The following is a 26,718-nucleotide window of genomic DNA, read 5'->3' as shown; positions in this document are numbered from 1 at the left end:
CTTACAGACAGCACCACGTTGTTTGCCGCGGCCGTTGAGCCCATTCTTGAAAGCAAGTGTTACAGTTGTCATAATGAACAGAAGGCGAAAGGAAAACTTATTCTGACGTCGCTGGCCAGCATGGAGAAAGGTGGTAAGAATGGCACCTTGTGGAAAGCGGGTGACGCGAAGCACAGCCTTATCATGGAGCGGCTGACTTTGCCTTTGGGAAGCAAGGAGCACATGCCGCCGAAAGACAAGGCGCAGCTTACAGAAGATGAGGTGCTTTTTATTTCACGGTGGATCGGTGCAGGTGCTGATACAAGAACGAAGTTGAATGCAGTACCTGCCGTCGATACGCTGAAAAAACTGGCAAGCCCGATCGTGGCAAGATATTATGCCGAAGAGGGGATCGCGCCCCGGTACCATTTCCAGTTTTCATCGCAGCAGAAGGTGCGGGAGCTGAGCACACCTTATCGCACCGTTTCGCAGATCGCGCGCAATGAGCCCGCGCTCCAGGCGGAGTTTTACCTCAGCGGATCATTTCAGAAGAAATACCTTGAAGAGCTGAGCAGTGTTAAAGATCAGCTTATCGCGATAGACCTCTCGAAGATGCCGGTGGTGGATGATGACCTGAAGATGCTGGCAAAGTTCGATAACCTTGAAAAGATCATTCTGAACAACACGGCCATCACAGGCGATGGTTTCAAACACCTGTTGAAGCTTGAGCACCTTCGCTCGGTTTCATTGTCAGGCACAAAAGTCACGGCTGCGGCTTTAAAAACGCTTGCACCCAATACAAGCATCAGGGAAGTTTATTTGTGGAATACGCCCGTGACAGACAACGAGATGGCTGGCCTGCGACAAACGTATAAACAGATCAGCTGGGATACCGGCTACCGGCCCGATGAAAAAGAGATGCTTCGCCTGAGCGCGCCTTTCCTAAAAAACGATGCGCAGGTATTGAAGCAGAACGAGCCCGTGATGCTGAAGCACAACCTGCCGGGTGCCGTGATCCGCTACACCACCGATGGCAGCGATGCCGACAGCCTGAAGAGCAATACGTATAAGGATCCATTGCCTGTGACGCGCTACACGGTGATCAAAACAAAGGCTTACAAAGACCGCTGGCTGAGCAGCAAGCAGGTTGAATATGTGTTCTTCAAAACAGGTGTTAAACCATCACGGGCCGAGCTGTTGACGAAGCCGGACAGCAAGTATGCGGGAGAAGGACCTTCAACCCTGATCGATAACAAAAAAGGAATGCCTGATTTCTACCGCGATCCCTCGTGGATGGCCTTCCGGAATGAACCTCTTGAAGCTGTGTTTTTCTTTGAAGGCGATGTGCCCACGCTCACAAACATCACGCTGAGCTATGCAAGAAATATTGGCTCCATGTGTATGCCACCCGCCACCTTCGAAGTGTGGGCAGGCTCCAACCCGAAAGATCTTAAACTCTTGCGCAAGATCACCCCGGCACAACCCACCACCTGGGTTCCCACCCGGATCGAGGGCGCCACCATCGATATCCCTGCTTCCACGTTCGCGTGTTACAAGATCGTAGCCCGTCCACTCTCCAAACTCCCGGACTTCCGAAACGCAAAAAATGAAAAAGGATGGCTAATGGTAGATGAGGTGTTTTTTAATTAAAACCTGATCCTCACATCATCCTTATAATCCACCGGAACCTTGATCGGCACACCGTGATAAGATAATCGAAGCGAGCCCTTATAGTGAACTTCGAATTTTTTTCCACCGATCAATCCCAGTACAGTATCCATAAAGCCCAGCTCTTTGATCGCCAGCTTCACCTCCAGGGGTACGGTAAACTCACTTTGCGAGGGAATGTGGGTTTTCAACTTCTGATCCACATGCGCGGCCCTCTTGCCGTTGATAAAGATCTCTACGTTGATGCGCTTCAGCCTTCCACGCACTTTATTGGGATTGAAAAAAACGGCGTTGGCCTTGAGCATGGGGTCTGAAGAGGCATCTACCACCACATCCTTGATCCGGCGTAGCTCTATATCCTGATCGGGCTTCTCGCATGACGCAAGGAGAAAGATGATGGCAAATACGCCCAGGATCCTTTGAAGTGTAATTTTTTTATACGACCGTGCATTCATAATCGGCTGGTTGCTCGTAAGTATAGACATTTAGCGCGTAAATTTGTTACATGATCACTGTTTTCGATTCCATAGCCGACGACCTCGCAGAGCACGGATATGCCATTGCCGATCAATTTCTGAGCCAACAGGAAGTCAACAATATCCTTGACCTGGAAGAATTCAAAAATGGTGCTGAAAGTTTCAAAAAGGCCGGCATTGGCAAAAACAAAGGTTTGCAGATCAATGAGGCTATACGCGGAGATTATATTCAATGGCTCGACCGGAGCTCGGCGCCCCGCCCTGCCGTGGTCTACCTCGAGCGGCTGAGCGACATGATCCATTTTTTGAATCAGGCACTGTTCCTGAGCCTGAAAGATTACGAGGTGCACATGACGGTCTATCCGCCCGGATCATTTTATAAACGGCACCTCGATCAGTTCAAACAAGACGACCACCGGAAGCTTTCCGTGATCTGTTACCTCAACAACCACTGGCAGGAAGAACACGGCGGACAACTCAGAATGTACCTGCCCGACGGAACGCGTGATATCCTGCCCGTTGCCGGAAGACTGGTCTGCTTCAGAAGCGATCAGATCGAGCATGAGGTGCTGCCCGCCACCCGCGAACGCCTGAGCCTCACCGGTTGGATCCTGGACCAGCACTCCGAGCTCAGACACCTGTAGCCTTGAGTTACGAGCTGTTAGCCGTGAGATTTGGAGCACCTTCTCGAAGCTCGCGGCTCAAAGCTTATTAGCTCCAGTTTGATAACCGGAAACTTGGTAGTATTTTCAGGAACACGTGACCGTCCCGCGCTCTCGAACAAAAGTCTGTTCTAGTTAGTCTTGACGGCCCCAACTTTAAACCTGAAACTTTAAACCTGAAACTTTAAACCTGAAACTTTAAACCTGAAACTCCCACCCATGAAAAGATCCTGCCTGCTCCTAACGCTGACCCTGGCCATCGGTTGCAAACCCGCCAACGATCCTGCCGTAAAATTTTCGGTATTGTTCACCAAAGAAATGAGCGATCAGGCCCAGGATGGCAGGCTTCTGCTCATGCTCGCCGATAACGACAAAGGTGAACCCCGTACCCAGATCAGCGATGGATTGAACACCCAACTCATCTTCGGCGTTGACGTGGAAGGAATGAAACCGGGAGATGAGATCGCGATCGGCGACGATGCTTTTGGCTTCCCCATCCGCAGCATCAGCCATGTTCCCAAAGGAGAATATTTTGTTCAGGCACTCATCAATCGTTATGAAACATTCAAATTGAAGAGTGGTCACATCGTGAAGCTTCCGCCCGACCACGGTGAAGGCCAGCAGTGGAACAGCAAACCCGGAAATTTTTACAGCAAACCTCAGAAGATCAGCTTCGATCCCGCCTCGCAGGAAGTGGTGAAGATCACCATGGACCAGAAGATCGCACCCATTGAAGAACCCAAAGATTCGAAATACATCAAGCACATCCGCATCCAGAGCAAGCTGCTCACGGAGTTCTGGGGAAAGCCCATGTACCTTGGTGCGCATGTGCTGGTACCCGAAGGTTTCGATACCCATCCCGAAGCACGTTATCCGCTGATGGTATTTCACGGCCACTTTCCCAGCGACTTCGGTGGGTTCAGCGAGACACCACCCGATGCGAAAATGGATACCACCGATTACAATGCCAGGTTCGGCATCTACGGCTACAACAAATTTCAGGCACGGGAAGCGCACAACTTTTACACGCAGTGGATCAGCAAGAACTTCCCGCGTTTTCTCATCATCGAGATCCAGCACGCAAACCCTTACTACGACGACTCCTACGCAGTGAACTCTGCCAACGTTGGCCCTTACGGCGATGCCATCATGCAGGAACTGATCCCCGCCATCGAGAAACAGTTCAGGGGTATCGGGCAAGGTTGGGCAAGATTCACATACGGAGGGTCTACCGGCGGATGGGAAGCGCTGGCCGTGCAGATGTTCTATCCCGACGACTTCAATGGATGTTTCGCAGCCTGCCCCGATCCCATCGATTTCCGCGCCTACTGCCTCGTTGATCTTTACAAAGACAAGAATGCTTACTGGTACGAGAGCAATTTCAAGAAGGTGCCGCGGCCATCGCACAGAAATTACCTGGGCCAGATCCAGTCAACTACGGAAGAAAGCAATCACTTTGAGCTGACACTCGGAACCAAAAGCAGATCGGGCCAGCAATGGGATATCTGGGAGGCCGTGTACTCGCCGCAAGGTGACGATGGTTACCCCAAACGGATCTTTGACAAGCTTACCGGCGAAATCGATCCCGAAGTAGCGAAGTACTGGAAGGAGCATTATGACCTGCGCCACATCCTCGAACGCGACTGGGCTACGCTGGGTCCCAAGCTTAAAGGCAAGATCCATATCTATTGTGGCGACATGGATAATTATTACCTGAACAATGCCGTGTACCTGATGGAGGATTTTTTAAAACGAACGAACAATCCTTTTTACGGAGGAGAAGTGGCTTATGGCGATCGTGCCGAACATTGTTGGAACGGAGACCCTGTAAACCCGAATTATATTTCGCGTTTACGGTATAATACAATGTATCTTCCGAAAATACTGAAGCGCATCACAGAGAGCGCTCCCAAAGGGGCGGATCTGAAGAGTTGGCGATACTAAAGGCCCATACCGAATAATCCGGTATAAACACCAATGATGATGGCCACTGCAATCCCGATTACAACCAGAATTTTTCTTTTGCTGATCATGACATCAATCATAACGTCTATTTGACACCAAAATTAGGTTTCCGGTTGCTCCCGCTAAAATTTTTTTGACCAATCCCTCCGAATCCCGTGACGAAGTGTTGAAAATCTGAAGTGAAACGGAACGGTCCACAGTCCACAGACGACAGTCCACGGCAGATCAGTGTTGAAATGGATATTTGCCTACTGTTCGTTTGCCTATTGCCTACTTCGCCGAAAATGAGATACTTTCTACGAAGCACGATCCAGTAACATCACGCTACACTACCGTGGACTGTGGACCGTCGACCGTGGACTCTTCCTACTTCTGCCCCAGCATCAACGTCTCTGAAGCCGAAGTCGAGTATCCTTTATTGATTCCTTTCTCCACGGCCGGAATTCCTTTTTTCATCCATTCGGGAGCGGGTGCGCCTTTCAGGTAATGATCGAAGAACTGGCTCATGCGGATGGCGAAGTCGGTTCTGTCCTGCCGCTGGGTGAGGCCATGACCCTGGTTGTTGTAGTTGAGCATCCACACGGGTTTATCAAGCCTGCGAAGCGCCATGTAGAACTCTATTCCCTGGTACCAGGGCACAGCGCCGTCGCCATCATTGTGCATCATCAGCAGCGGCGTTTGGATCTTATCGGCAAAGAAGATCGGAGAGTTTTCGATGTAACGTATCGGCGTCTCCCACAAAGTGCCACCGATGCGGCTCTGTGATTTTTCATATTGGAACATACGGCTGAAACCCGACTCCCAACGAATGCCACCATAGGCGCTCGTCATGTTCGACACCGGCGCTCCTGCTTCTGCTGCCGCAAACATGTTGGTGCGGGTAACGAGATAAGCCGTCTGGTATCCGCCCCAGCTGTGGCCCTGAACACCGATGTGCTTTTCATCCACAAAACCTTTGGCGATGAGGCTTGTCACGCCCGGCAGGATACAGTTGTGAGCACTTTCTCCCGGATAGCCGATCTTGTAAACAATGTCAGGCACAAACACCAGGTAGCCGTTGCTGGTGTAATAGGAGTAGTTGATGTATGACCGGATCGGCGCCGGTACAATGTGGTTATACAGGTTGTCAGTATTCTTCTCGTAGAAGTAAACGATCATGGGATACTTCTTCTTCGGATCGAATCCCTCGGGTTTGTACAGTAGCCCCTGCAGTGGAATGTTGTCGAGCGATGTCCATGACACCATCTCAACCGAGCCCCACAGGTAGTTCTTCATTTGCGGGTTGGCCTGGCTTATCTTTTTTGGCGCGCTGAAGTTCGGGTCAGTAGTCCACACGTCGGGATATTCCGTGAAATTCTCGCGCGTATAGATGAGGCGTTCCGCATTTTTTGCTTTGATCACGGAGGCGTAACGGTGCTCGCTCATCACCAGCTTCGTGAGCTTGTTGTCTTTTAAAGACAGTTTATAGAATCCCGAGACCTTGGTGGTTTCATCAAATACCTGGAGCAGCATTTCTTTTTCAGGATCAATGAACCGCTCTTCAGGGTCGAGCTTCACGTAACGGAACACCAGCTTCTGCTCACGGCCGATCTTGGTCAGATTCACGGGAGCTCTTTTGTTTTCGGGATCCAGCGACCAGATATCGTAACGGTCATATACGAGCATAGACCTGTCGTTGGCGAGCCAGCCTGCCACGCCGTAAGAAGAAGGGAAATCCGGATGATCGTCTTCTTCATCGGCAAACCTGATCTTTACTTCCTGCGCCAGCTTATAGGTCTTTGAATCTTTGACAGCGTAGCTGAACCATGCGGTGTCGGGCAGGCTGAACCAGTAAACGTAACCTGCTTTTGGCGAGATGAAGGGATTTCCCTTCAGCTTTTTCACCACGTCCTTTTTGCTGCCATCCGCCACGTTGAGTAAAAACACATCTTCGTAGCCGCTGATGTCCCAGGTGGTGTTCCTGCGGTAGGCCATATCGGAGCGCCCGAGCGCCACAGCAGCGTTACCTTCGTCGGCCTGGTCAACCGTGGGCATCTCTTTGCTTCCCAGCGTCACCAGTTTTCCGTCAGCAAGGTGGATCACTGATTGGTAAGACCTTTTCTTTTCGTTATCGAGCTGTTTATTCTGCTGCGGATAGATGAGGCCGTCCTGCCAGTTCCATACCTCCACGTTCACGATCTCTTCTTGCAGCAGCATGGTATCCTGAACGACAGGCTGCGGGTTGATGCCTACAAAAAGTTTGGAGCCATCTTTGGAAAACGACGGAACGTAATGCTCACTGACGATCCATGACGGTGGCATGCCTGTTTTGTTTTCATCAGCAAGCACAATGGCGGAGGCATCACCTTTTTTCCAGTGATAAAGTTTGGGGTAACGCTTCAGGGCTTTGGTGGTATCGGCATCAACAATAAAAGACACTTGTGTGCCATCTTCGTTAATGGCCAGTCCTTTCATTTTCTGTTTCGCTTTTCCGGCATACAGCGGCTGCAGTTTTTCCTGCTGGAGGTCATACCAGTACACGCCGGCTTTCAGCGTGCTGTCGTTGCCGGTGGAGGCAAACAATACACCCTGGCCGTATTTGGCGATGGCGTAATCTTTCACATAACCGAACGAGGTCTCTTTGCCATCGGAGAGTTTTCTCAGCACCAGCGTGTAGCCGTTGTCATCGGTATTCTTTTTGATCTTTTTTGGCTTGACTTCTTTTTTTACGGAATCGGGTTTCGATTTGGTTTTGTCATCGGCCTTGGGCTTCGCTTCTTTTTTGGCTTCGAGCTGGTAGGCAACCCAGCCGCCCGCTTTTTCAGCGATCTTGTAAGAACGGATCTCTGCGATCTTCTCGAGCTTCTTTGTGCCGAACGCATAGATACCCAGTGAATCTTTGGGGAGATCTTCTTTTTTCTTTTTCTGCCTGCGCAGGTCTTTTACCGTATTGATGGGCGGCTTGATCCTGAAAACAGCGTAGCGGCTGTCGAAGGTAAGCCCGATCTCCGCGGCGCGTTTTACAGAATCCTGTGTATTGGCTTTCAGGTCGAAGAACACCACCTTGCCATCTCCGTCCTGGGGATTGATGGCCAGCGCCACAACGTTACCGTCGGTGGTAATTGCCTTGTAAGGGATTTCCCTCCACTGGTCATATACCGCATGTGTGAGCGGCTTTTTAACGACAGGAACAGTCTTGGCAGATTTCTTTTGTGACCACGCACAGAACGTGAGCAGGATGAATGATAAACTAAGAATAGCAGGTCTCATTTTGAGTTTAGGTTTAGCGAGGTAAATTAGAAATTTTAATCCCACGCCCGAAGCAGTAGTTACATATTATACCGATAACCTGATATGGAGGGATGCCACTACGTGCAAGCGGAGTCTCTGAGGCTTCAGCTGCCTCGGAATAGAATCAACTTTCCGATTTCACCAAAGTCCTTTACGGGAGATTCTGGCACGACTAGTGGTAATGCTTAATCGAAAAGGCCTGAAGGCCTTCGACATCGCGAGATGCATTTTTTGGCACGTAACATACGCTTGCAGATAGAGGCGAATGCTCAATGCCCATTTCCCAATGCCTCTTTTTGATAGCAATATTTTTCAAAATGCGGTTGCCTCAAACCCTTATCTTGACACGCAAACCAGACAGAATCATTATATGAGATCAGGAAAAATTTTATTCATTGCGCTGCTGGCGGTGGCATCGTTTGCTGCCCTAAGCTTCAAAGAGAAAACAGCTCCCCCTTCTAAAGCGGAACAATTGATTGCCGACTGGGAGCGGGCGAAAGCCTACACGTTAGATTATCTGAATGCGGCGAACGACGATGTGATCAGCTTTAAACCCACCGCCGAGATGCGCACCTTCGGCCAGCAGATGTTGCACATGGCCGACGACAATTTTGGCTTTGCTGCCCTCGCCTCCGGAAAGACCAGTCCTTCAAATTTCGGAGAACTTGAAAAAAGATCCGCAGAATTCAAAACCAAAGCAGCGCTCACGAAAGCGGTGATGGACAGCTATGATTTCACCATCAGCGTATTGAAAGATATGAAAGACGATCAGCTGAACGAAGTGATCAAGGTCTTCCGCTGGCAGGCAAGTCGCGAAGCCACCTTCCAGAAATCATTCGAACATCAGACTCACCACCGTGGCCAAACAACCGTATATCTTCGCCTCAAGGGAATCAAACCACCAGAAGAAAGATTGTTCTGATCAATTGCCACGGGTTTAAATCCGTGGCAATTGATGCTCTACCTCAACAGCTTGTCAAAGGTATTCGTAGCCACGAAGTGATAATTCGGTCTTGCTTTTTCGTAGATCTCCTTCGCGCGTTTTTTGCCGGCTTCCGTTTTCACAAGCTCATTGTACAACGGGCTGAGGAATTTTCTTCTGCCGGTGTTGATGAGGAACGACTCGATCTTTCCGTTCATCTTTTCATAATTGTTGCGGATGGCGATCACACCCCAGGCTGTGACAATCTCCGCATTGCCTGACGCCGAGAAGTTGCCAAACTCATCTACCGCCTTCATTTGCTGCGGTGTGAGCGATGGCGGCAGGTTCTTCAGGAAGTGCAGCCACTCATGGGTGCTCCAGTCTTTGGCGCGGCTTTTATCCAGGGGCTTTTCCGCTTTCCAGCCGGCCAGCAGCTCGTCTACCTGCTTGAATTTGGTGGACGAAGGCTGTGCAATATCTGCGGGCAGGCCCTCCGTGGTGATCCACGCGTTGAAAAGCGGGTCGTCGAGCGTTACCTTGAATTTGTCCTGGTAGTATTTTTTGATGTAACGTTTGAAACCTTCCGTGTCCATGGAAGTGAAGGCGTTCTCCGAGAAATAATCTTTCAGGAAGCTGTCGAACTTATCCCTTCCATGCTTCTCTTCAATGGAGCGCAGGAAGAAGTAACCTTTGTTATAAGCGATGTCTGTAACACCATCGTCGGGGTTGCGGCCTTCCAGGTTCAGCAGCAGCTTGGTGTCGGCGGAGTTATTGGCTTCGTTGAGCGATTTCACCTCGTCTTGCAGGTCCTGGAGGTTGAGAGACGCAAGCATTTCGGCATAGTCTCGGCCATAGAGCTTCTCCATGATGCGCGTCTCGAAATAAACTGTGAAGCCTTCGTTCAGCCAGAAGTCGTTCCAGGTGGCGTTAGTCACCAGGTTGCCAGACCAGCTGTGGGCCAGCTCATGCGCGATGAGTGATGTCAGAGACCGGTCGCCGGCCAGTATGGTGGGGGTGGCGAAGGTCAGCCGTGGATTTTCCATTCCCCCGAAAGGGAAGCTCGGTGGCAGCACGATCACATCGTAACGTTCCCAGCGGTAAGGACCGTAGAGCTCTTCTGCGCCTGCGATCATTTTTTCCAGGTCGGCAAACTCCCATGCTGCTGTGTCTAGTAAAGAATGCTCAGCATAAATACCAGCCCGTTCGCTAATAGGTTTGAAGGCTACATCGCCTACCGCCAGCGCCAGCAGGTATGACGAGATAGGTTGTTTCATTTCAAAACGGTAAGTGCCTGTGTTGTTCTTGTCTTTCGGATTGGAGGCGCTCATCAGTGCCAGCAGGTCTTTGGGAACGGTGACCTCTGCATCGTAGGTGAAGCGGATGCCCGGCGAGTCCTGGCAAGGTACCCAGCTGCGGGCCAGGATAGCCTGCGACTGTGTGAAGAGGAACGGAAACTTCTTGCCTGCGGTCTGCTGAGCGCTGAGCCATTGCAGCGCCTCGGCATCAGGACTGGTCTCGTATTGTATGTTCACCACTTTTGTTCCCGGTTTGATCAGCACCGCGAGCGCCTGCCCCAGAATGGCGTCATTGTCAGCGAGCTTGAACTGAGTGGGTTGGTCATTGTCGAGGGTCACTTTCTGTATGGTGAGTCCCTTGGTGTCGAGGATGATCACATCGGCATCGGGTGTGGCTTCTATTTTCCACGAAGCCGTGGCGCTGATCGTTTTGGTGTCGAAGCTGACCGTGGCCTTCCAGCTCAGGTGCGTGACTTTGGCTTCAGAAGGTTTGGCGAATGAATGTGGATCTTGTGGCATAACGATTTTTTCCGGTGTTGTTTTGGTTCCGCAGCCGCTCACGATCATGAGCGCGATCACGAAACCGGATATTTTTGAGAACATGCGTTGAGTATTTTTTCTGCCTGCAAGAACGGAAACTTTTTGATGAAGCGAAAGCAGCAACGATGCTTCGTCAGGCCGGGTTGTGGAAGTAACTTCCGCGCGATGAGCAGTCGTCAGACCACTGGCATGCGTCGGGGGTAGTGCGCGATGGTCCGACGACTAAACAAATGCCCGCAGTGATCCGACAACTAAGCATAAAAAAAGGCAGTCACGATGACTGCCTTCGCTAACGGGGTTAATAATAACCTTACCAACCATTAAACTCCCGTCCGCAAGATGGCCTGCTCCTTTCAAGATAGGAGGGCATATCGTCGTTGTAGTAGTCTACTTCATAACTTCTTGTTGTGCGTACGTTAACATGGCGCATGGCTACGGGAAGTGCTGCGCTCACTGTCCAGTTGTTTCCGGCGTACGATATGTAAACGCTCCGCTGGAAGTCATAGTATACATCGTAATCGCGATAGTAGATATACCGCGGGCGATTGTGATGATGATGTACTACCACGGGCCTGTGACCACAATAACGGTCGTGATAGTGAATGTGCACGTCGCGTCTCCTGTAATCATGGTGATGGTGACGATCCCTGTCATGGTCATGGTCTCTCCTGTTGTTGCTGTAACTGTCGTGATGGTCACGATCGTCGTGCCCGTTGTTGCCATGCCGTTCATGGTTATCATCATCCCGGCCTTTGTCTCTTCCTCGTCCTTGCGCCACTGCATCCATTGAAACACCGATTACTGCCAAACTCATGAGCAGTGAAAAAATTGTGCTTTTCGTTCTCATATTCTCGGGGTTAAATCCCTTCACGGGGATAAATGCAAATGAGGGGCCAAAAATCAGAAGTTAGAAGCAAGGAGTCAGGAGCCAGAAGAGGAGTGTATGAAAAGTAGTAAGGAGTAAGAATTAAGAAGCAAGGAGAACGCCTACCGTTTGGGGAAACGGTGTGCATACACGAAGCATTACCTTCTATAGGAGATCAAATCGTACCTCGTAAATCGTACTTCGTACTTACGAATAGACGAACTCTCCGAACTCACTCTTGATTGTAACTTTCTTTTGGGTTGAAGGTTCTACTCTACCGATGATGCGGGCTTCTACGCCAAAATTTTCGGAGATGCGGATGATCTCGGGGGCCAGCTCTTCGTCTACATAGAGCTCCATGCGGTGGCCCATGTTGAAGACCTTGTACATTTCTTTCCATTCGGTGCCGCTCTGCTCGCGGATGATCCGGAATAAAGGTGGCACATCGAACAGATTGTCTTTGATCACGTGCAGGTTATCGATGAAGTGAAGCACCTTGGTTTGCGCGCCGCCGCTGCAGTGCACCATGCCGTGGATGAGCCTGCGATATCGCGTAAGCACCTCAACGATAATGGGTGCGTAGGTGCGGGTAGGTGATAATACGAGCTTGCCTACATTCACATCCGTGCCATTGGATTTATCGGTCACTTTGTACGACCCGGAATAGATGAGCTTGGCGGGAACATCCCTATCGTAGGTCTCGGGATATTTCGAAGCATATTCGTTGTTGAACACATCGTGCCGCGCGGAAGTAAGGCCATTGCTGCCCATGCCTCCGTTGTATTCGTCTTCGTAGGCGGCTTGTCCGAACGACGATAAGCCCACGATAACATTGCCGGCTTTGATCCTGCTGTTGTCGATCACATGGTTGCGTTTCATGCGGCATACCACGGTGCTGTCTACCACGATGGTGCGCACCAGGTCGCCGAGGTCTGCGGTCTCGCCACCGGTGCTGATGATGTTGAGACCGTGTTTGCGCAGCATGGCCAGCACTTCTTCGGTGCCGTTGATGATGGCGGCGATCACTTCACCGGGGATGAGATTTTTGTTCCTGCCGATGGTGGATGAGAGCAGAATGTTTTCAGTGGCGCCTACGCACAACAGGTCGTCAATGTTCATAACGATGGCGTCCTGTGCAATACCTTTCCATACCGAGAGATCTCCCGTTTCTTTCCAGTAGATATACGCCAGCGACGATTTTGTACCGGCGCCATCTGCGTGCATCACAGCGCAATATTCCTCGTCATTGCCCAAATAATCGGGCACGATCTTGCAGAAAGCTTTGGGATATAAGCCCTTGTCCAGTTTGCTGATGGCCTGGTGAACATCTTCTTTGGAGGCAGAAACCCCGCGCTGGTTGTAACGGTCAGACACTGAATGAAATACTTTTTACCATCCCGTAACTCCGGGATGTCTCTGCAAAGTTGCAAATTTTAAAATTAAAAGGGATGACATCTTTTCAAAAGATGTCATCCCTTATTGGACAAAAAAAGACCCGTCAGACAACTGCTCCTTCCATCACAGTACGAACACGCTTTGCCTGACGGGGTATATAACTATTGTTTTCCTTATGTTTAAATACTGTTCGCAGCTAAAAAGGTTTCAACGTCACAGCTGAAGTTTTCGAAAAAATTCCCAGGTAATGATGCCGAGACATACTGAAACATTAAGTGAATGTTTTGTTCCATGTTGAGGAACTTCCAGTGCCAGATCTGCGTTTGGAAGTGCCTCCTCGCTCACGCCATTCACTTCGTTGCCAAAAACAAGACAGTACTTTTTGCCGGGCTCGGGATCGAACTGCTGCAGCGGTTTACTTTCCGTGGTCTGTTCAATGATCACGATCGTGTAATCTTTCTCTTTCATTGTTTTCAGAAGTGCGCCTGTCGATTCAGCATATTCCCAATCCACAGATCTGGTAGCGCCGAGGGCAGACTTCTCTATCTCGCGATGCGGCGGTGTGCCGGTAATGCCTGTGAGGAATATTTTTTCGAGCCGGAAAGCATCCGCCGTGCGAAAAGCCGAACCCACATTGTGCAAACTGCGCACGTTGTCAAGCACAATACAAACCGGGAGCTTATCAGACCCCTTGAACTCATCCACCGAGATCCGCCCCAGCTCTTCTAGTTGCAGTTTTTTCATCGGGCGAAGTTAGTTGAAAATTTAAAGTTTGAAGTTTAAAGTTGGGCGTGCTGGTTGCCAGTTGCCAGTTCCCGGTTGCCGGTTCGTGATCGTTGTAAAACTCAATTCCGGTTCTATTCTTCGGTTCCAACACCGACACTTCGATCATACCTCGTCTTCTTCTGGCTTCTGACTCCTGGCTCCTGACTTCTAGTCTCAACTCCTTACTACTTAATTCTTACTCCTTACTCCTTTTTCTTCCCCCTGAAAAGCACCACCTTCGATACCGGGAACCACGTTGTAAATACATGCGCCTGATCACGATCCTCCTCTTCACCATCACCATCACGGCTTCAGCCCAGAATCCCTGGAAGAACATTTATTCAAAACCTGCGTGGGAAGCACGCGATAAATGGCAGCGGGCAGACGAGCTTATTTCGATGATGAAGATCGCAGAAGGAAGCCACGTTGCCGATATTGGATGTCACGAAGGGTATATGACCTTCAAGCTGGCCAGGGTAGTGAACAACGCAGGCAAGGTATATGCGGTGGATGTGGACCAGTCGAAGCTCACGAAGTTGGACGGTTATATCGCCAACAAAAAACTGACCAACATCCAGACCGTCAAAGGCGACTACGATAACCCAAAGCTTCCGCAGGAGCAGCTCGACGCCGTGATCATTCTCGATACTTATCATGAAATGGACGACCACGATGAGATCCTGCAGCACGTAAAGAGGGCACTGAAAAAAGGTGGCAGGCTGGTGATCTGTGAACCGATCGCGGATGAACGCCGAAAGCTCTCGCGTTCGGTGCAGGAAGGCAAACACGAGCTGGGCATGAGCTACGCGCTGGAAGACCTCACCAAAGCCGGGTTCAGCATCGTCCACCAGAAAGACCCGTTTGTCGATCGTACAAAGGAGAAAGGGGATAAGATGTGGGTGATCGTAGCTGAAAAGTAGGCAGTAGGCATCCCGATAGCTATCGGGACCGATCGCAGGCGATCGGAGCAGTAGCAATAGTAAGGCTACGGGCATCACATGCGCTGTTCCAATTTCAACAGTAAAACGCTCATGATGGCTTGCACAATCCTTTGCCTACTGTTGTGATAGCGAAGCCATCACAATTTGCCTACTGCTACTATTCCGCTCATCGCTAACGGCTCGCAACTCACTAACCCACTGATCATCAATTTTTAACAAAAAAACCATTCGTCGCCTCCATGCTTTTCTATCTTTTCTATCTTTGCTTCAATGTCTGAAGCTAAGACCACCGTTGAAACCCCGTTGATGAAACAATACAACGCCATTAAGGTGAAGTATCCCGGGGCATTGCTGCTTTTTCGTGTAGGTGATTTTTACGAAACGTTCGGCCAGGATGCGGTGGCGGCGAGCAAAGTGCTGGATATCGTGCTCACGAAACGTGGCGCCGGATCAACCTCCGAAACCGAGCTTGCAGGCTTTCCTCATCATGCGCTGGATACGTATCTGCCGAAGCTAGTGCGTGCAGGGCACAGGGTCGCCATCTGCGATCAGCTGGAAGATCCGCGGTTTGTAAAGGGCATTGTGAAACGTGGTGTTACAGAATTGGTCACACCAGGGCTTTCTTACAACGACAACGTTCTCGATAAAAAACAAAATAACTTTCTCGCTTCCATATTCGCCGGCAAGGAGCTGGGCATCTCGTTCCTGGATGTTTCCACGGGCGAGTTTTATGTGGCGCAGGGTAATGAGAACTATGTGCTGAAGCTGCTCCAGAGCTTTGCACCTTCTGAAGTCATTTTCAGCAAAAGCTCGCGCGAAAGATTTGAAAAACTTTTTGGTGCCGAGTATAACACCTTTGCCCTCGATGAGTGGGTTTACGCCTACGACTATGGTTATGACAAGCTGATCAGCCAGTTCAAAACCGCCTCCCTCAAGGGATTTGGCATCGACGGCTCCGGTGAAGCCATCATCGCGGCAGGTGCCATTCTCCATTATCTGGACGATACGGAGCACAAAGACACCTCGCATATCGCGTCCATATCGCGCATCGATGAAGACCGGTATGTGTGGCTCGATAAGTTCACCATCCGCAACCTGGAGATCGTTCATTCACAGCATGAAGGAGGTGTTCCGCTGATCGAGATCCTCGATCATACCGTTACCCCCATGGGCTCGCGCCAGCTGCGCAAGTGGATGATCCTGCCACTGAAGAGTAAGGAGGCCATCGACGAAAGGCTCAGGGTTGTGGAGACCTTCCATGCCGACGATTACTTTGCCGACAAAGTACGGGAGCCTCTGAAGCAGATCGTTGACCTCGAGCGATTGATATCCAAGGTGGCCGTGAACCGCATCAACCCGCGCGAGCTGCTGCAGCTGAAGCGTTCGCTGAAATGTATTGTGCCCATACGCCAGGCGTTGAAAGACCATACTTCTGTTGAGCTTCAGCGAATGGCGGAGCAGCTTCATCCCTGCGAAGACCTCATCGACAAGATCGAACGTGAGCTGCGCGAAGACGTATCCATCAACAGCAACCAGGGCAACATCATCAAGGAAGGTATAGACGCCGAGCTTGACGAACTGCAGAAAATAGCCTTCTCCGGCAAAGATTACCTGCTGCAGGTGCAGAAGCGGGAAGTGGAACGCACCGGCATCTCGTCGCTGAAGATCTCGTACAATAAAGTTTTCGGATACTACCTCGAAGTAAGCAACGCCAATAAAGATAAAGTTCCGGCCGACTGGATCCGGAAACAAACCCTGGTGAATGCCGAACGTTTCATTACCGAAGAGCTGAAAGTATACGAAGAGAAGATCCTTCACGCCGAAGAAAAGCTCGTGGTGATCGAGCAGCGCATCTTCAACGCCATGGTGCAGCACGCAGCTACGTTCATCTCGCAGATCCAGCAGAATGCACGGGTGATCGGCCAGCTCGATTGCCTGCTCTCCTTCGCTTCTGTGGCGCGTGCCAATCGTTATAACAAACCGGAGATCAACGATTCGCTGATCCTCGACATCAAAGCCGGCAGGCACCCCGTGATCGAAAAGCAGTTGCCTGTGGGCGAATCATACGTGCCCAATGATATTTACCTCGATAGCGATCAACAGCAGATCCTGATCATTACCGGTCCTAACATGGCAGGTAAGTCGGCGTTGCTGCGGCAAACCGCGCTCATTGTGCTGCTGGCCCAGATGGGTAGCTTTGTGCCTGCGGAAAGCGCCAGCATCGGCATCGTAGACAAGATCTTCACCCGCGTGGGTGCTTCCGATAATTTATCGAGAGGTGAATCAACGTTCATGGTGGAGATGACGGAGACGGCCAGCATTCTCAACAACCTCAGCCACCGAAGCCTGATCCTCATGGATGAGATCGGAAGAGGCACCAGCACTTATGACGGTGTGTCTATTGCCTGGGCCATTGTAGAATATCTTCACAACCACGGCCATAAAGACTGTAAGCCCAAGACCCTGTTTGCCACACACTATCATGAGCTGAACCAGCTGGCAGAAGACCTCACCCGTGTGAAGAACTTCAATGTGTCAGTCAAAGAGATCGGCGACAAGATCATCTTCATGCGCAAGCTGAAGGAAGGCGGCAGCGAGCACAGCTTCGGGATCCATGTGGCGCAACTGGCCGGTATGCCCAACAAGGTGGTGTTCCGCGCCAACGAGATCCTTCACTTCCTGGAGAAAGACAAACACAAGAACGAAAAGAAAAAGATCCAGGAGCTTCCGAAAGCTACACCTCAAATGAACCTCTTCGAAGCCGACCCCCGCTTCATGCAGATCCAGGATATGTTGAGTAAGGTAGATATCAACACGTTGAGTCCGGTGGAGGCTTTGCTCAAACTGAACGAGGTGATAGGAGTTTTGAAGAAGTAGGAGTAACCCTCCTTCGCTGCTCTCGCACTAATGCCACGGCGTGCTACGGCGGGCGAAGGGAGCTGGGAATAGAAGTCAGGAGTCAGGAGCAAGGAGTCAGAAGAAGGCGGTGTGGATCAAGTGATGGTGTTGTGACTCTAGGGGAACGGAGCTGGGAAAGTGAGTTTCACCAGGGTCTGAACCGGCAACCCAACCTACGCTAAAGCTTCGGCGGGTAAAACTGGTAACCGGCAACTGGCAACCGGCAACCTGAAACTTGAAACCTTAAACTTCAAACTCTCCTAACCTCCATTAACCGTTTCCTGATCCGACTAAGCGACTCCGGTTGAATACCCAGATACGATGCAATGTACTGCTGGGGAATTCTTTCGATGATATCAGGACGGCTTTCGATGAGGTGAAGATAATTCTCTTCGGGAGAATGATAGAGCAACCGGTGTGTGCGCTCTGCCAGCACGATGAACAAATGTTCTGCCATCAGCCTGCCGTACTTCTGCCATACGGGATACTGTTCATACAATGCCTGCACCTTATCGTAGTGCAGCTCGATCAGCTCGGATTCTTCCAGCGCCTTTACACAGATGTCGGAAGGTTTGCGCGTGAGAAAGCTGATGTATTCGGTGGCATATTCGTTCGCAAAGAAAAAATGTTTGGTGAGGTCCTGGCCGTTCATGGTCTTGAACACCCTGAACGATCCCTTGTTGATGAACGATACATTGTTTACCACCTGGCCTTCGGAGACCAGGAATTCGCCTTTCCGGAGGAACCTGCGCGTAAGACAATCGCGGTGCGCCTTCCATTCTTCGTTCGTTGCATCAACGACTCCGGCTATGAACTGACGCAGGGGTGTGTATTCATCAGCTGACATGTTGCTTTTAACGGCAAACTCCTGTCAAATGATATGCCTCACAATATTAAGTTTTCTGTCGTTTGCCGCACCTCAAACGTTTGTTGGTCTAAAAATCCCCCGCCTTCACTCCATCGCGCTAATTCCATCGCGAGCTGCGGCGGGTAAAGAAGCAAGAAGAAGCTAGAAGTCAGGAGCCAGAAGCCAGGAGTCAGAAGGGGAAGGTGTGAGTTGACTGAAAGCTTCATAAAACTGAGAATACAGCCTCCTATATAGCTAATGTCAGATTCTTATAGCAGCCGCAAAATTGTCAGTTGAGCATCCCTACACCTGAAAAGTACACAAGACTTCAACTTAACTCGAACCTCTCCTGACTCCTGGCTCCTGACTTCTGACTCCTGAAACCCACCGAAACCATCAAAATGTAAATCTCACATAAGGAACAGGGAAGAACGCCTGCTGATATTGGGTAGCGATACTGTTGGTGCGCGGGTTATAGCTCTGGCTGAAAATGTTTTTGTTGTTGGTGAGGTTCTGAAGATCGAGCGATACCTCGAGTGTGCTCTTTGCATACTCCTTGCGGTAGGCCAATCGCAGGTCGGTGCGGAAATAACTGCTTTGCCGCTCACTGTAGGCGTCACTATTACGGTAAATGGTGCGGCCAAATTCCTGCGACTTCGCGAAGTCTATCGGTGTAAGAAATTTTCCGCCGATGGTGGTGAGCTTCAGGTTGAGTGAAAAGAACCTTCCATTGTTGCCCAGCTTCCATTCTTTGCCCGCCAGCGCATTGAATACAAACCTGGTGTTAAAAGCGGTGTTGCGTTCTATGCCGTCGCTGCCTTCGTAACGTGAGTCGAACAGCGATGTGGTGAGCAGGTAATAAAATCCGCGGCTGTAAAAACGCTCGAGTGTAAGCTCAAGGCCGTAGTTGGTTCCGGTGCCGCTGTTCACGAGGCTATCCTGGTCCAGGGGCGCAAAGCTGGCGCCGGTGTTGAGGGCCGAAAAAGAAGTTGGTTTCCGTTCAACCGGTACATCGTTCAGGCGCTGGTAATAGGCTTCGGCTTTCAGCCTGGTGTTGCCGGAGATATTCCAGTCGTAGGTGAGCACATAATGCTGGCTCGCGGTAAAGTCGAGGCCTTTGTTCGTCAGCACCATGGTACCGTCCTGTGTTTTAGTTTGGATAAAAGACGTGGTGATGTTTTGCATTTGGTGATGCAGGCCGTACCCCAGGCTCAGTGCATGCGAACCGTTGATCACATACTGAAGACTCACGCGCGGTTCGGCCACGATCTGTTCGTTCAGTGAGTAGTATTGGCCATGGATGCCGGTGTTCAGCGAAAAGCGGTTGGTGAACCGGTGACGCCATGTGGTGTAGAACTGGTAGAGCGTGGCATTCTCGTCAACATCCAGCCGTACCGTATCGCGGTTCAGGTTGGCATACGCATCGCGGTTGAACAGATCGAAGCTCATGGCGTCGATGTAAAATCCTGAGGTAAGACTGTTCTTGGTATCGAGCTTGGTGCGGGTGTAAAAGTTCAGTGAATATTTCCGTGTGGTGAAATCGGCTTCGCTGGTAAGATATTTGGCCACCACTTCATTAGTCTCATCCCTCACCAGGGAATCGGCATAAAAATTCTCGCTGGTAGCGCTGATGCCTGCCGTGAGCTTCAGGAAAGTTTTTTCCGACACACTTTTTTCATAGCTGATACCGGCCACACCCGTCTGGTAGCGCGGGTAAGAATCTATGTTCTCGCTTCCGTACAGGTCTGTGTCATTATCCAGGTCTGCCTCACTTCCCAGCAGGTCGATCTCGCTGGCGCCGCCGAGTCCGAATATCGAGATCTTTCCATTCTTGCCGGCAGGCAGACTCACCTTGAAGTTCAGGTCCTGGTACAGCGGTGTGTTGGAGCCGGTGCCGAACTCGATGCCCAGCGTCTGAAATACGGCCAGCGTCGAATAACGATAGTTGATAATGTACGATGCTTTGGAATTTTTGCCGAAATGCCCTTCTGCGCCGAGCTCAAAACCATTGAAGCCGATCTGGCCCAGGAACTCGTTCTTCTGATTGTTGCCATCGCGAAGCTTCAGATCAAAAACACCTGCGGTGGCATTGCCGTATTGTGCGGGGAAGGCGCTGGTGATGAAATCGGATTTGTCGATGTTGTTGTTGTTGAGGATGCTCACCGGTCCGCCCGTAGCCACCAGGGCGCCGAAGTGATTGGGGTTGGGAATGTTCAGTCCCTCCATCTGCCACAACATGCCGGTAGGCGAATTGCCGCGCACTACGATGTCGTTGCGGGAGTCATTGCCGCCTACCACGCCCGCGAAATTGGCTGCCATGCGCGAAGGATCACCCAGCGCGCCTGCATAACGTTTGGTGTCGTCAACGTTAAAAGACCTGGCGCTCACCACGGCCAGGTCGTTGTTGGTGGCTGTTTTGTCTTCTTTTGTGTCGGCGATTACCGTGACCTCGCTGAGCTGGCTCACCTTTTCCGTAAGGGTTATGTTCATCACCACTTCTTTTCCGGCAGTAACCATTACGTTGGGGATGGTTTGATCTTCGTAACCGATATAGCTGATCTTGAGCGTTTGCCTGCCCACGGGTACTTTTTCAATGCGGTACTCGCCACTTTCATCGGTAGTGCTTCCGAGCACAGCACCCGGGCCCGACATGACAACCACATTCACCCCGATGAGTGGTGTTTGCGAGACCTCATCCAGCACCCGGCCGCGAACGGTTTGTGTGGATTGCGCCGCCGCCGTAACAGCGAAAAAGAACATGATCAGTGTGCCTGTCAGCAGTAAAGGATTTGTTTTCATGGGTGTTGAGTTGTTATTACGACAAAATTGCCGGCCCGGGCCCCTATCCATCCTTGATGTCGGTTAGGTAAAAAGGAATATTGTATTGATCTCGGTTAGGAAATTCTGAACGGAGAGGGTGTGCTGACTAGGAGCCAGAAGTCAGAAGCCAGGAGTCAGGAGGGACGGAGCCGGTCAAGGAGCTTCTTCCTCCGATGTACAGCAAAAAAGTGACTTCAGTTGGTACACCGTACCATGTTACAACGCCGGTTCCCTTCTGGCTTCTGACTCCTGGCTCCTGACTTCTAGCCTTTACTCCTAAGCACCTTCAGCACACCCTAACACCCGTTCATGACCAAATCACCTGTTTAAAGGCGGATACTGAAAAAATTCCCCGTACCTTTGCAAAGTTTGAAAAGTGAAATTCAGCAGGCGCTTACGAACTTTATTAAATACCTCTGCTGTTAGCATCAGACATGAGTCAAACAACCATCACACCACAAGCACGCAAGAAACCTGTAGTTAAACAGGAAATAGCATTTCTAGCTGTGCACCTACTGCCGCTGGGCGCTATCTGGACAGGCGCTACTATGTTCGACTGGATCGTATGCGGCGTACTGTATGTTACGCGTATGTTCTGGGTTACCGGTGGATATCACCGTTACTTCGCGCATAAATCGTACAAGACCTCACGCTGGTTCCAGGCCGTGATCGCCTTCTGTTCTGAAACCACTGCGCAGAAAGGCGTGCTCTGGTGGGCAGCGCATCATCGCCATCATCACCGCCACAGCGATACACCTGCAGATCCGCATTCAATGAAGATCTACGGCTTCTGGTATTCGCACATCGGCTGGATCGTAGGTCCCGACTTTAAAGAAACCGACTTCAAAACCATCGGCGATTATGCCAAATATCCCGAGCTGGTGTGGCTGAACAAACATTACCTCGTGCCGCCCACCATCCTGGCCGTTGCTATGATGGCCCTCGGTGGAATTGTGAACGGCGGAAGCATCACTACAATGTTTACAGCGGCCGGTTTTTCTACCTTGTTCATCGGATTTTTCCTGAGCACGGTGATCCTGTATCACGGCACGTTCTCCATCAACTCCATCATGCACAAGTTCGGCAAGCAGCGTTATGAGACCGGCGAAGAATCGAAGAACAGTGTATGGCTGGCATTGCTTACACTCGGTGAAGGATGGCACAACAACCACCACTACTACGAGACCTCTGCACGTCAGGGATTTTTCTGGTGGGAGATCGATATCACTTACTATGGATTAAGAGCGCTGCAGGCTGTGGGCCTCATCTGGGATCTGAAAGGTGTGCCCAATCACATCAAATACTCCAAAAATAAGGAGCATGCCAAAGAGCTGAGAAAACAATATGACGCACAGAAAGAGAAGCAGCTTGAAGAGCAGGCTGCCTAGAAGATAAAATAGAACAGGTTAAAAGCCGTTTGAGTAACATCAGGCGGCTTTTTTTATGCCCTGATTGTCCATGGCTGGACAGTCAACTTTCTGAAAATGGGCACATTGCTTAAGTTTATTGTCGGGAACGTCGCTACAGCTGCTTAAAACCCTTCCTGTGAATCTGGTACAGGGTTCGCGCAAAGCATCGGCAAAAAAACTTTATGATCCGCAATTACTTTGTCATAGCCACACGGAACCTGAAGAACAGCACCCTGTATTCAATCATTAATGTTGTAGGGCTTTCCATCGGCATTGCCTGCTGCCTCATCCTTTCATTGCTGGTGCTGGATCAACTGAGCTTTGATCGTGATAACGTACATGCCAAAGATATTTTCCGTGTTGTTCACCGCCAGGTAGACGGAAATCAAACAATGAATGTTGCGTACACGCAGGGCGTGCTCGGGCCGGAGCTGATCCGGAATTTTGCCGAGATCAAAGAAGCAACGCGTGTGGGCATCTTACAGGAGAATGTGCTGATCGAGAATAAAGAGCCCATGGAAAGAAAGATCATCGCTGTTGACCCGGCGTTCTTTTCCATCTTCACCATTCCGTTCAAGACCGCTTCATCGAAAAAGAATGTGTTGCCTGACGATGGCATCCTGATCAGCGAATCGGAAGCCGTTACACTCTTCGGCAAGGATGATCCCATCGGTAAGGTCATCACCGTTCAGGACATGGCCTCGTTCAGGGTTGTTGGCGTGTACAAAGATATGCTTCGCTCTCACCTGCGCAGCGGCTACATTATTTCTTTCACCTGGGTTGAAAAGACACAGCCACACGCATCGTCATGGAATTTTAATTCATTCTACAATTATGTGTTACTGGCGCAGCGTGACGACGCAAAGGTCATCGGCAAACGCATCGACACTTTTGTGCACAAGCATACACCCGAGTCGTGGAAGTCGTTCGAGTTTTTTCTGCAGCCTCTCACGGAGATCTATGTTGACACAACGTATACCGGCAATCCAATGCCAGCCATCGGCAAAACGTATGCGTATGCGTTTGCTGCTGTGGGACTGGTGATCCTGCTGCTGGCGTGTTTCAATTATATGAACATGGCCACGGCACGGTCTGCCAGGCGCGCGCTGGAGGTGGGCATCCGGAAAGTGATGGGTGCCTATCGCCGTCAGCTGATCGCGCAATTTCTAATGGAGTCTTTTATCATCTGCACATTCAGCTTTCTGCTGGCCATTCTCTGGGCAGACCTTGCCCTTCCTTTCTTTCAGTCGTTCACCAATGCCTCGCAGATAGAAATGATGCGCTTCGATCTCAGCAACTTCTTCAGCGACTACAGGCTGGTGGCAGGGCTGATACTATGTAATTTTCTGCTGGCCCTGGTGGCGGGATGTTATCCTGCATTCTTTCTTTCGCGCTTTATTCCGGTTTCGGTGCTCAAGGGAAGGAAGATGAGCGACTCCAGCCGGAAGATGCGGAGAACGCTGGTGTCTGTACAGTTCACCCTCACGGCCATTCTTGTTGTGCTGGTTACAGTGATCTTCAGGCAAGTACACTACATGAAATCCAAAGACCTGGGTTTTAACAAAGAGGGATTGCTGCTGTTTGCGGCAGTGCCGAACAGCAATACCAGTGTTGCCTCATTCAAAGCCGAGTTGCAGAAGATCGCGGGCGTGAAGCAGATCACAGTTGCCTCAACATTACCGGGCAGGCTCATCAACACCACTGGGCTTCGCAGGGTCAACACACCGGAGGCGGAGAACCTCAAGATCGGGTTTGTCTCTGTTGATCATGACTACATTCCAACACTCAGGCTTACCCTGCTGGCCGGAAGGAATTTTCATGTGAACGGCGCTGACACTGATACCGGTATCATCCTGAATGAAAAAGCCGTACAGGCATTGGGTTGGACACCCGAAGAGGCTATCGGCAAAAAAGTATCAGGATTTATTTTCCGCGACTCGCTGCCTGGTGAAGTGATCGGTGTTATCAAAGATTATCACGTGTCGTCCCTTCGCAAAGAGATCATGCCGCTGGCCCTGAGCTATCAAGCAGTCAATAACCGCTACATTGCACGGCTTGAAAGTGGCAACCTTGCGCAGACGCGCGATCTGGTGAAGCAGGCAGCGACACCGCTCGTTTCCGGCACAACATTCGAAGCCAAGCTCATGGACGATTACCTGGACAGTGTTTACATGCTCGAAGAGAAAATGGGTCAGCTGTTTACTTTCTTCGCCACCCTGGCCATCATCATTGGTTGTCTTGGATTATATGCGCTCTCGGCTTACGAAGGAGAGCAGCGCATCAAAGAGCTCGGTATCCGCAAGATCATGGGCGCCACTTCGCTTCAGCTGCTGATCTTGCTCTCGCGTAATTTTCTCAGGCCTGTATTCATTTCGCTGGTCATTGCCATGCCACTGGCGTATGTCATCGGCAATTTCTGGCTTCAAACATTTCCATATCATACATCATGGTCTGCCGGCATATTTTTACAGGCTGCGTTCTGGCTGCTCATGCTGGGATGGCTTACCATTCTCGGTCAGGGCGTGCGCGCGTCGGGGCTTAATCCTGCGGACACATTGAGGCATGAGTGATCAATTGTCGAATTCACTTTTGTAGACCACAGTGCCGTCGTTACCGGTTACATCGACATAATCCACTTCGCATAGGCCATTAGAGATGAAGGCGAGCCCTGCAATATTTTTGGTGGACTGTTCATAGGACGTTTCGAGGGCAACCGCTCCGTTGATCCTGATCGTGACGTTCTTGTTTTCGGCATGCAGCTCAACTTCATTCCATTCCGTGAGGTTGTAGGCAATATTTTCCAGGTTCATTTGTTTGCCTTCCAGCTTTTTGTTTCCTAAAAGAACAAAAGCCTCTGATGCACATCCTTTTTCGGTGCTCTTGATGATCATATAGTATCGCTGGCAAAAGATTTCCAGCGTAATAAACGGACAGAGACTGTTTTTGACGTCCTTCATCCGCACCCTTGTTTTCATTGTAAAGTTGTCGCCGGATACGTTCTGCTGCGTGGGAAAAAATGAATAGGTGTAGAAGAAATTTTGCCTGGTGTCGATGCCGTTTTGGATCAGCGTTTCTTTTGATATTCCCAATGCGCCGTTTGAGATCGGCTTTTCGACCTCGATGTATTCAGTCTTGTACTTTTCCTTCTGCTCATTGGCGTAGAACACCCACCGGTCAGTGGGTATGCTCACCTCCACCACCCTGATGGCCGAATCGTTCGCTATCAACTTGGCAAGATGGTAGCCGGGCTCATAGTAGATGTCGGTAACCGTATAGTGATTTTTATAGATCCGGATCCTTTTGCGGTCATCCCACGATTGCTGTATGAAAAAACTGTCCGCATCTACATTGTCAACATTATAGGTAAACACAACCGTATTGGGCAATTGGTTTTCAGTGATCTTTTTGGCAGAGAACACCACCTTATTCCAATCACCCGAAACAGTTTTGCGCCGGGTCATGACAAATGCCGTCACCAGCACTGAGACGACAACCAGCGCTACGATAACCACCCGGAACAGTGGCCTGGCCGGTGTTGTGCTCACAGGCAGGTCTGTTAAGGATGCCATCCTTTCGGAGGATGTCAGCCTTGTATCCGGACCTGCTTCCGATGCTTTGTACTCCTGCCAGTTGGTGAAGCCAAAATAACGGGCGATGGCGTCGAGGGTTGCTACCTGGGGAAGTTTGCTGAATTCACCATGTGAAAGCCTTTTGATCGTGGTGCTGCTCAGCATAATCCCTGTCTTGTTTTTGATCTCGGTGCTGATGTGTTCGTAGTTGCGTTGCGTCATTTTTGCAGCGTCCGGGAACCCGTTCAGCCTGAAGATTTTCAGGAGGCTGTTTTTGACAATTGTTTGCTCTTCCATAACCCGATGCGGGATTTTAATATGTTTTGTTTGGCTTTTGTAGCCTTTTGTCTGGCTTTTGGCGAAGACGGATCAACGGATCATCCGTTTTTTTACAACGGTTCGATCAAAAAAATAAACGACCAATTTAAGACA

The 26,718-nt window shown here is 50.4% G+C and carries 17 protein-coding genes; 8 read left to right on the top strand and 9 right to left on the bottom strand.

Annotated elements, in window-relative coordinates; genetic code table 11:
- Nucleotides 1-1,629, top strand: a 1,629-nt coding sequence (locus KK083_RS10855; RefSeq protein WP_254163247.1) for a c-type cytochrome domain-containing protein, incomplete at its 5' end; no start/stop codon positions are given.
- Here the strand turns inward: KK083_RS10855 and KK083_RS10850 are convergent.
- Nucleotides 1,626-2,132, bottom strand: a complete 507-nt coding sequence (locus tag KK083_RS10850) for an LEA type 2 family protein (RefSeq protein ID WP_254163246.1) — start codon at nt 2,130-2,132, stop codon at nt 1,626-1,628. The two genes, KK083_RS10855 and KK083_RS10850, sit on opposite strands and share 4 nt — an antisense overlap.
- Nucleotides 2,133-2,152: 20 nt before the next feature.
- On the opposite strand from KK083_RS10850, the gene KK083_RS10845 reads away from it, so the two are divergent.
- Nucleotides 2,153-2,767, top strand: a complete 615-nt coding sequence (locus KK083_RS10845) for a 2OG-Fe(II) oxygenase (protein ID WP_254163245.1) — start codon at nt 2,153-2,155, stop codon at nt 2,765-2,767.
- 237 nt (nt 2,768-3,004) lie between these two features.
- A complete protein-coding gene (locus KK083_RS10840) occupies nt 3,005-4,729 on the top strand; it encodes an alpha/beta hydrolase (RefSeq protein WP_254163244.1) in 1,725 nt (574 codons plus the stop codon).
- Between the two features lie 387 nt (nt 4,730-5,116).
- Here KK083_RS10840 and KK083_RS10835 read toward each other — a convergent pair whose 3' ends face one another.
- Complete coding sequence (locus KK083_RS10835; RefSeq protein WP_254163243.1) at nt 5,117-7,999, bottom strand: alpha/beta hydrolase family protein; 2,883 nt, start codon at nt 7,997-7,999, stop codon at nt 5,117-5,119.
- 391 nt (nt 8,000-8,390) lie between these two features.
- Here KK083_RS10835 and KK083_RS10830 point away from each other — a divergent pair, with 391 nt between their 5' ends.
- Nucleotides 8,391-8,942, top strand: a complete 552-nt coding sequence (locus KK083_RS10830) for a DinB family protein (RefSeq protein WP_254163242.1) — start codon at nt 8,391-8,393, stop codon at nt 8,940-8,942.
- 38 nt (nt 8,943-8,980) lie between these two features.
- Here KK083_RS10830 and KK083_RS10825 read toward each other — a convergent pair whose 3' ends face one another.
- The 4 genes from KK083_RS10825 to KK083_RS10810 form a co-directional block, all read right to left on the bottom strand.
- Complete coding sequence (locus KK083_RS10825) at nt 8,981-10,840, bottom strand: M1 family metallopeptidase (RefSeq protein ID WP_254163241.1); 1,860 nt, start codon at nt 10,838-10,840, stop codon at nt 8,981-8,983.
- A 247-nt stretch (nt 10,841-11,087) separates the two neighbouring features.
- The gene (locus KK083_RS10820) at nt 11,088-11,624 is read right to left on the bottom strand and encodes a hypothetical protein (protein ID WP_254163240.1); all 537 of its coding nucleotides are present in this window, start codon (nt 11,622-11,624) and stop codon (nt 11,088-11,090) included.
- Between the two features lie 225 nt (nt 11,625-11,849).
- Nucleotides 11,850-13,016, bottom strand: coding sequence for an AIR synthase related protein (locus KK083_RS10815; RefSeq protein ID WP_254163239.1), 1,167 nt, complete (start codon nt 13,014-13,016; stop codon nt 11,850-11,852).
- Between the two features lie 234 nt (nt 13,017-13,250).
- On the bottom strand, nt 13,251-13,781 hold the full coding sequence (locus tag KK083_RS10810) for an RNA methyltransferase (RefSeq protein ID WP_254163238.1): 531 nt from the start codon (nt 13,779-13,781) through the stop codon (nt 13,251-13,253).
- A 287-nt stretch (nt 13,782-14,068) separates the two neighbouring features.
- On the opposite strand from KK083_RS10810, the gene KK083_RS10805 reads away from it, so the two are divergent.
- The gene (locus KK083_RS10805) at nt 14,069-14,722 is read left to right on the top strand and encodes a class I SAM-dependent methyltransferase (RefSeq protein WP_254163237.1); all 654 of its coding nucleotides are present in this window, start codon (nt 14,069-14,071) and stop codon (nt 14,720-14,722) included.
- 291 nt (nt 14,723-15,013) lie between these two features.
- Complete coding sequence (gene mutS, locus KK083_RS10800; protein WP_254163236.1) at nt 15,014-17,620, top strand: DNA mismatch repair protein MutS; 2,607 nt, start codon at nt 15,014-15,016, stop codon at nt 17,618-17,620.
- Nucleotides 17,621-17,891: 271 nt separating this feature from the next.
- Here mutS and KK083_RS10795 read toward each other — a convergent pair whose 3' ends face one another.
- Both KK083_RS10795 and KK083_RS10790 read right to left on the bottom strand, forming a co-directional pair.
- Nucleotides 17,892-18,488 (bottom strand): Crp/Fnr family transcriptional regulator, encoded by a 597-nt coding sequence (locus KK083_RS10795; protein WP_254163235.1) that lies wholly within the window; start codon nt 18,486-18,488, stop codon nt 17,892-17,894.
- Nucleotides 18,489-18,884: 396 nt separating this feature from the next.
- The gene (locus KK083_RS10790) at nt 18,885-21,287 is read right to left on the bottom strand and encodes a TonB-dependent receptor (protein ID WP_254163234.1); all 2,403 of its coding nucleotides are present in this window, start codon (nt 21,285-21,287) and stop codon (nt 18,885-18,887) included.
- Between the two features lie 455 nt (nt 21,288-21,742).
- Here KK083_RS10790 and KK083_RS10785 point away from each other — a divergent pair, with 455 nt between their 5' ends.
- Both KK083_RS10785 and KK083_RS10780 read left to right on the top strand, forming a co-directional pair.
- Nucleotides 21,743-22,696, top strand: coding sequence for an acyl-CoA desaturase (locus KK083_RS10785; protein ID WP_254163233.1), 954 nt, complete (start codon nt 21,743-21,745; stop codon nt 22,694-22,696).
- Nucleotides 22,697-22,899: 203 nt separating this feature from the next.
- Nucleotides 22,900-25,287, top strand: a complete 2,388-nt coding sequence (locus tag KK083_RS10780) for an ABC transporter permease (RefSeq protein WP_254163232.1) — start codon at nt 22,900-22,902, stop codon at nt 25,285-25,287.
- Here KK083_RS10780 and KK083_RS10775 read toward each other — a convergent pair whose 3' ends face one another.
- The gene (locus KK083_RS10775; protein ID WP_254163231.1) at nt 25,288-26,583 is read right to left on the bottom strand and encodes a hypothetical protein; all 1,296 of its coding nucleotides are present in this window, start codon (nt 26,581-26,583) and stop codon (nt 25,288-25,290) included. It abuts the gene before it with no gap.
- Nucleotides 26,584-26,718 lie beyond the last annotated feature (135 nt).

This window comes from Chryseosolibacter histidinae, assembly GCF_018598225.1.
Lineage (GTDB): Bacteria > Bacteroidota > Bacteroidia > Cytophagales > Cyclobacteriaceae > Chryseosolibacter > Chryseosolibacter histidini.
The sequence above is the reverse complement of the archived record's forward strand: the minus strand, read 5'-3'. Positions and strand labels throughout refer to the sequence as shown.

Bases quoted from the DNA above. Each gene is read 5' to 3' on its own strand.
- KK083_RS10850 (WP_254163246.1), bottom strand. From the start codon at position 2,132: ATGTCTATACTTACGAGCAACCAGCCGATTATGAATGCACGGTCGTAT.
- KK083_RS10845 (WP_254163245.1), top strand. From the start codon at position 2,153: ATGATCACTGTTTTCGATTCCATAGCCGACGACCTCGCAGAGCACGGA.
- KK083_RS10840 (WP_254163244.1), top strand. From the start codon at position 3,005: ATGAAAAGATCCTGCCTGCTCCTAACGCTGACCCTGGCCATCGGTTGC.
- KK083_RS10835 (WP_254163243.1), bottom strand. From the start codon at position 7,999: ATGAGACCTGCTATTCTTAGTTTATCATTCATCCTGCTCACGTTCTGT.
- KK083_RS10830 (WP_254163242.1), top strand. From the start codon at position 8,391: ATGAGATCAGGAAAAATTTTATTCATTGCGCTGCTGGCGGTGGCATCG.
- KK083_RS10825 (WP_254163241.1), bottom strand. From the start codon at position 10,840: ATGTTCTCAAAAATATCCGGTTTCGTGATCGCGCTCATGATCGTGAGC.
- KK083_RS10820 (WP_254163240.1), bottom strand. From the start codon at position 11,624: ATGAGAACGAAAAGCACAATTTTTTCACTGCTCATGAGTTTGGCAGTA.
- KK083_RS10810 (WP_254163238.1), bottom strand. From the start codon at position 13,781: ATGAAAAAACTGCAACTAGAAGAGCTGGGGCGGATCTCGGTGGATGAG.
- KK083_RS10805 (WP_254163237.1), top strand. From the start codon at position 14,069: ATGCGCCTGATCACGATCCTCCTCTTCACCATCACCATCACGGCTTCA.
- mutS (WP_254163236.1), top strand. From the start codon at position 15,014: ATGTCTGAAGCTAAGACCACCGTTGAAACCCCGTTGATGAAACAATAC.
- KK083_RS10795 (WP_254163235.1), bottom strand. From the start codon at position 18,488: ATGTCAGCTGATGAATACACACCCCTGCGTCAGTTCATAGCCGGAGTC.
- KK083_RS10790 (WP_254163234.1), bottom strand. From the start codon at position 21,287: ATGAAAACAAATCCTTTACTGCTGACAGGCACACTGATCATGTTCTTT.
- KK083_RS10785 (WP_254163233.1), top strand. From the start codon at position 21,743: ATGAGTCAAACAACCATCACACCACAAGCACGCAAGAAACCTGTAGTT.
- KK083_RS10780 (WP_254163232.1), top strand. From the start codon at position 22,900: ATGATCCGCAATTACTTTGTCATAGCCACACGGAACCTGAAGAACAGC.
- KK083_RS10775 (WP_254163231.1), bottom strand. From the start codon at position 26,583: ATGGAAGAGCAAACAATTGTCAAAAACAGCCTCCTGAAAATCTTCAGG.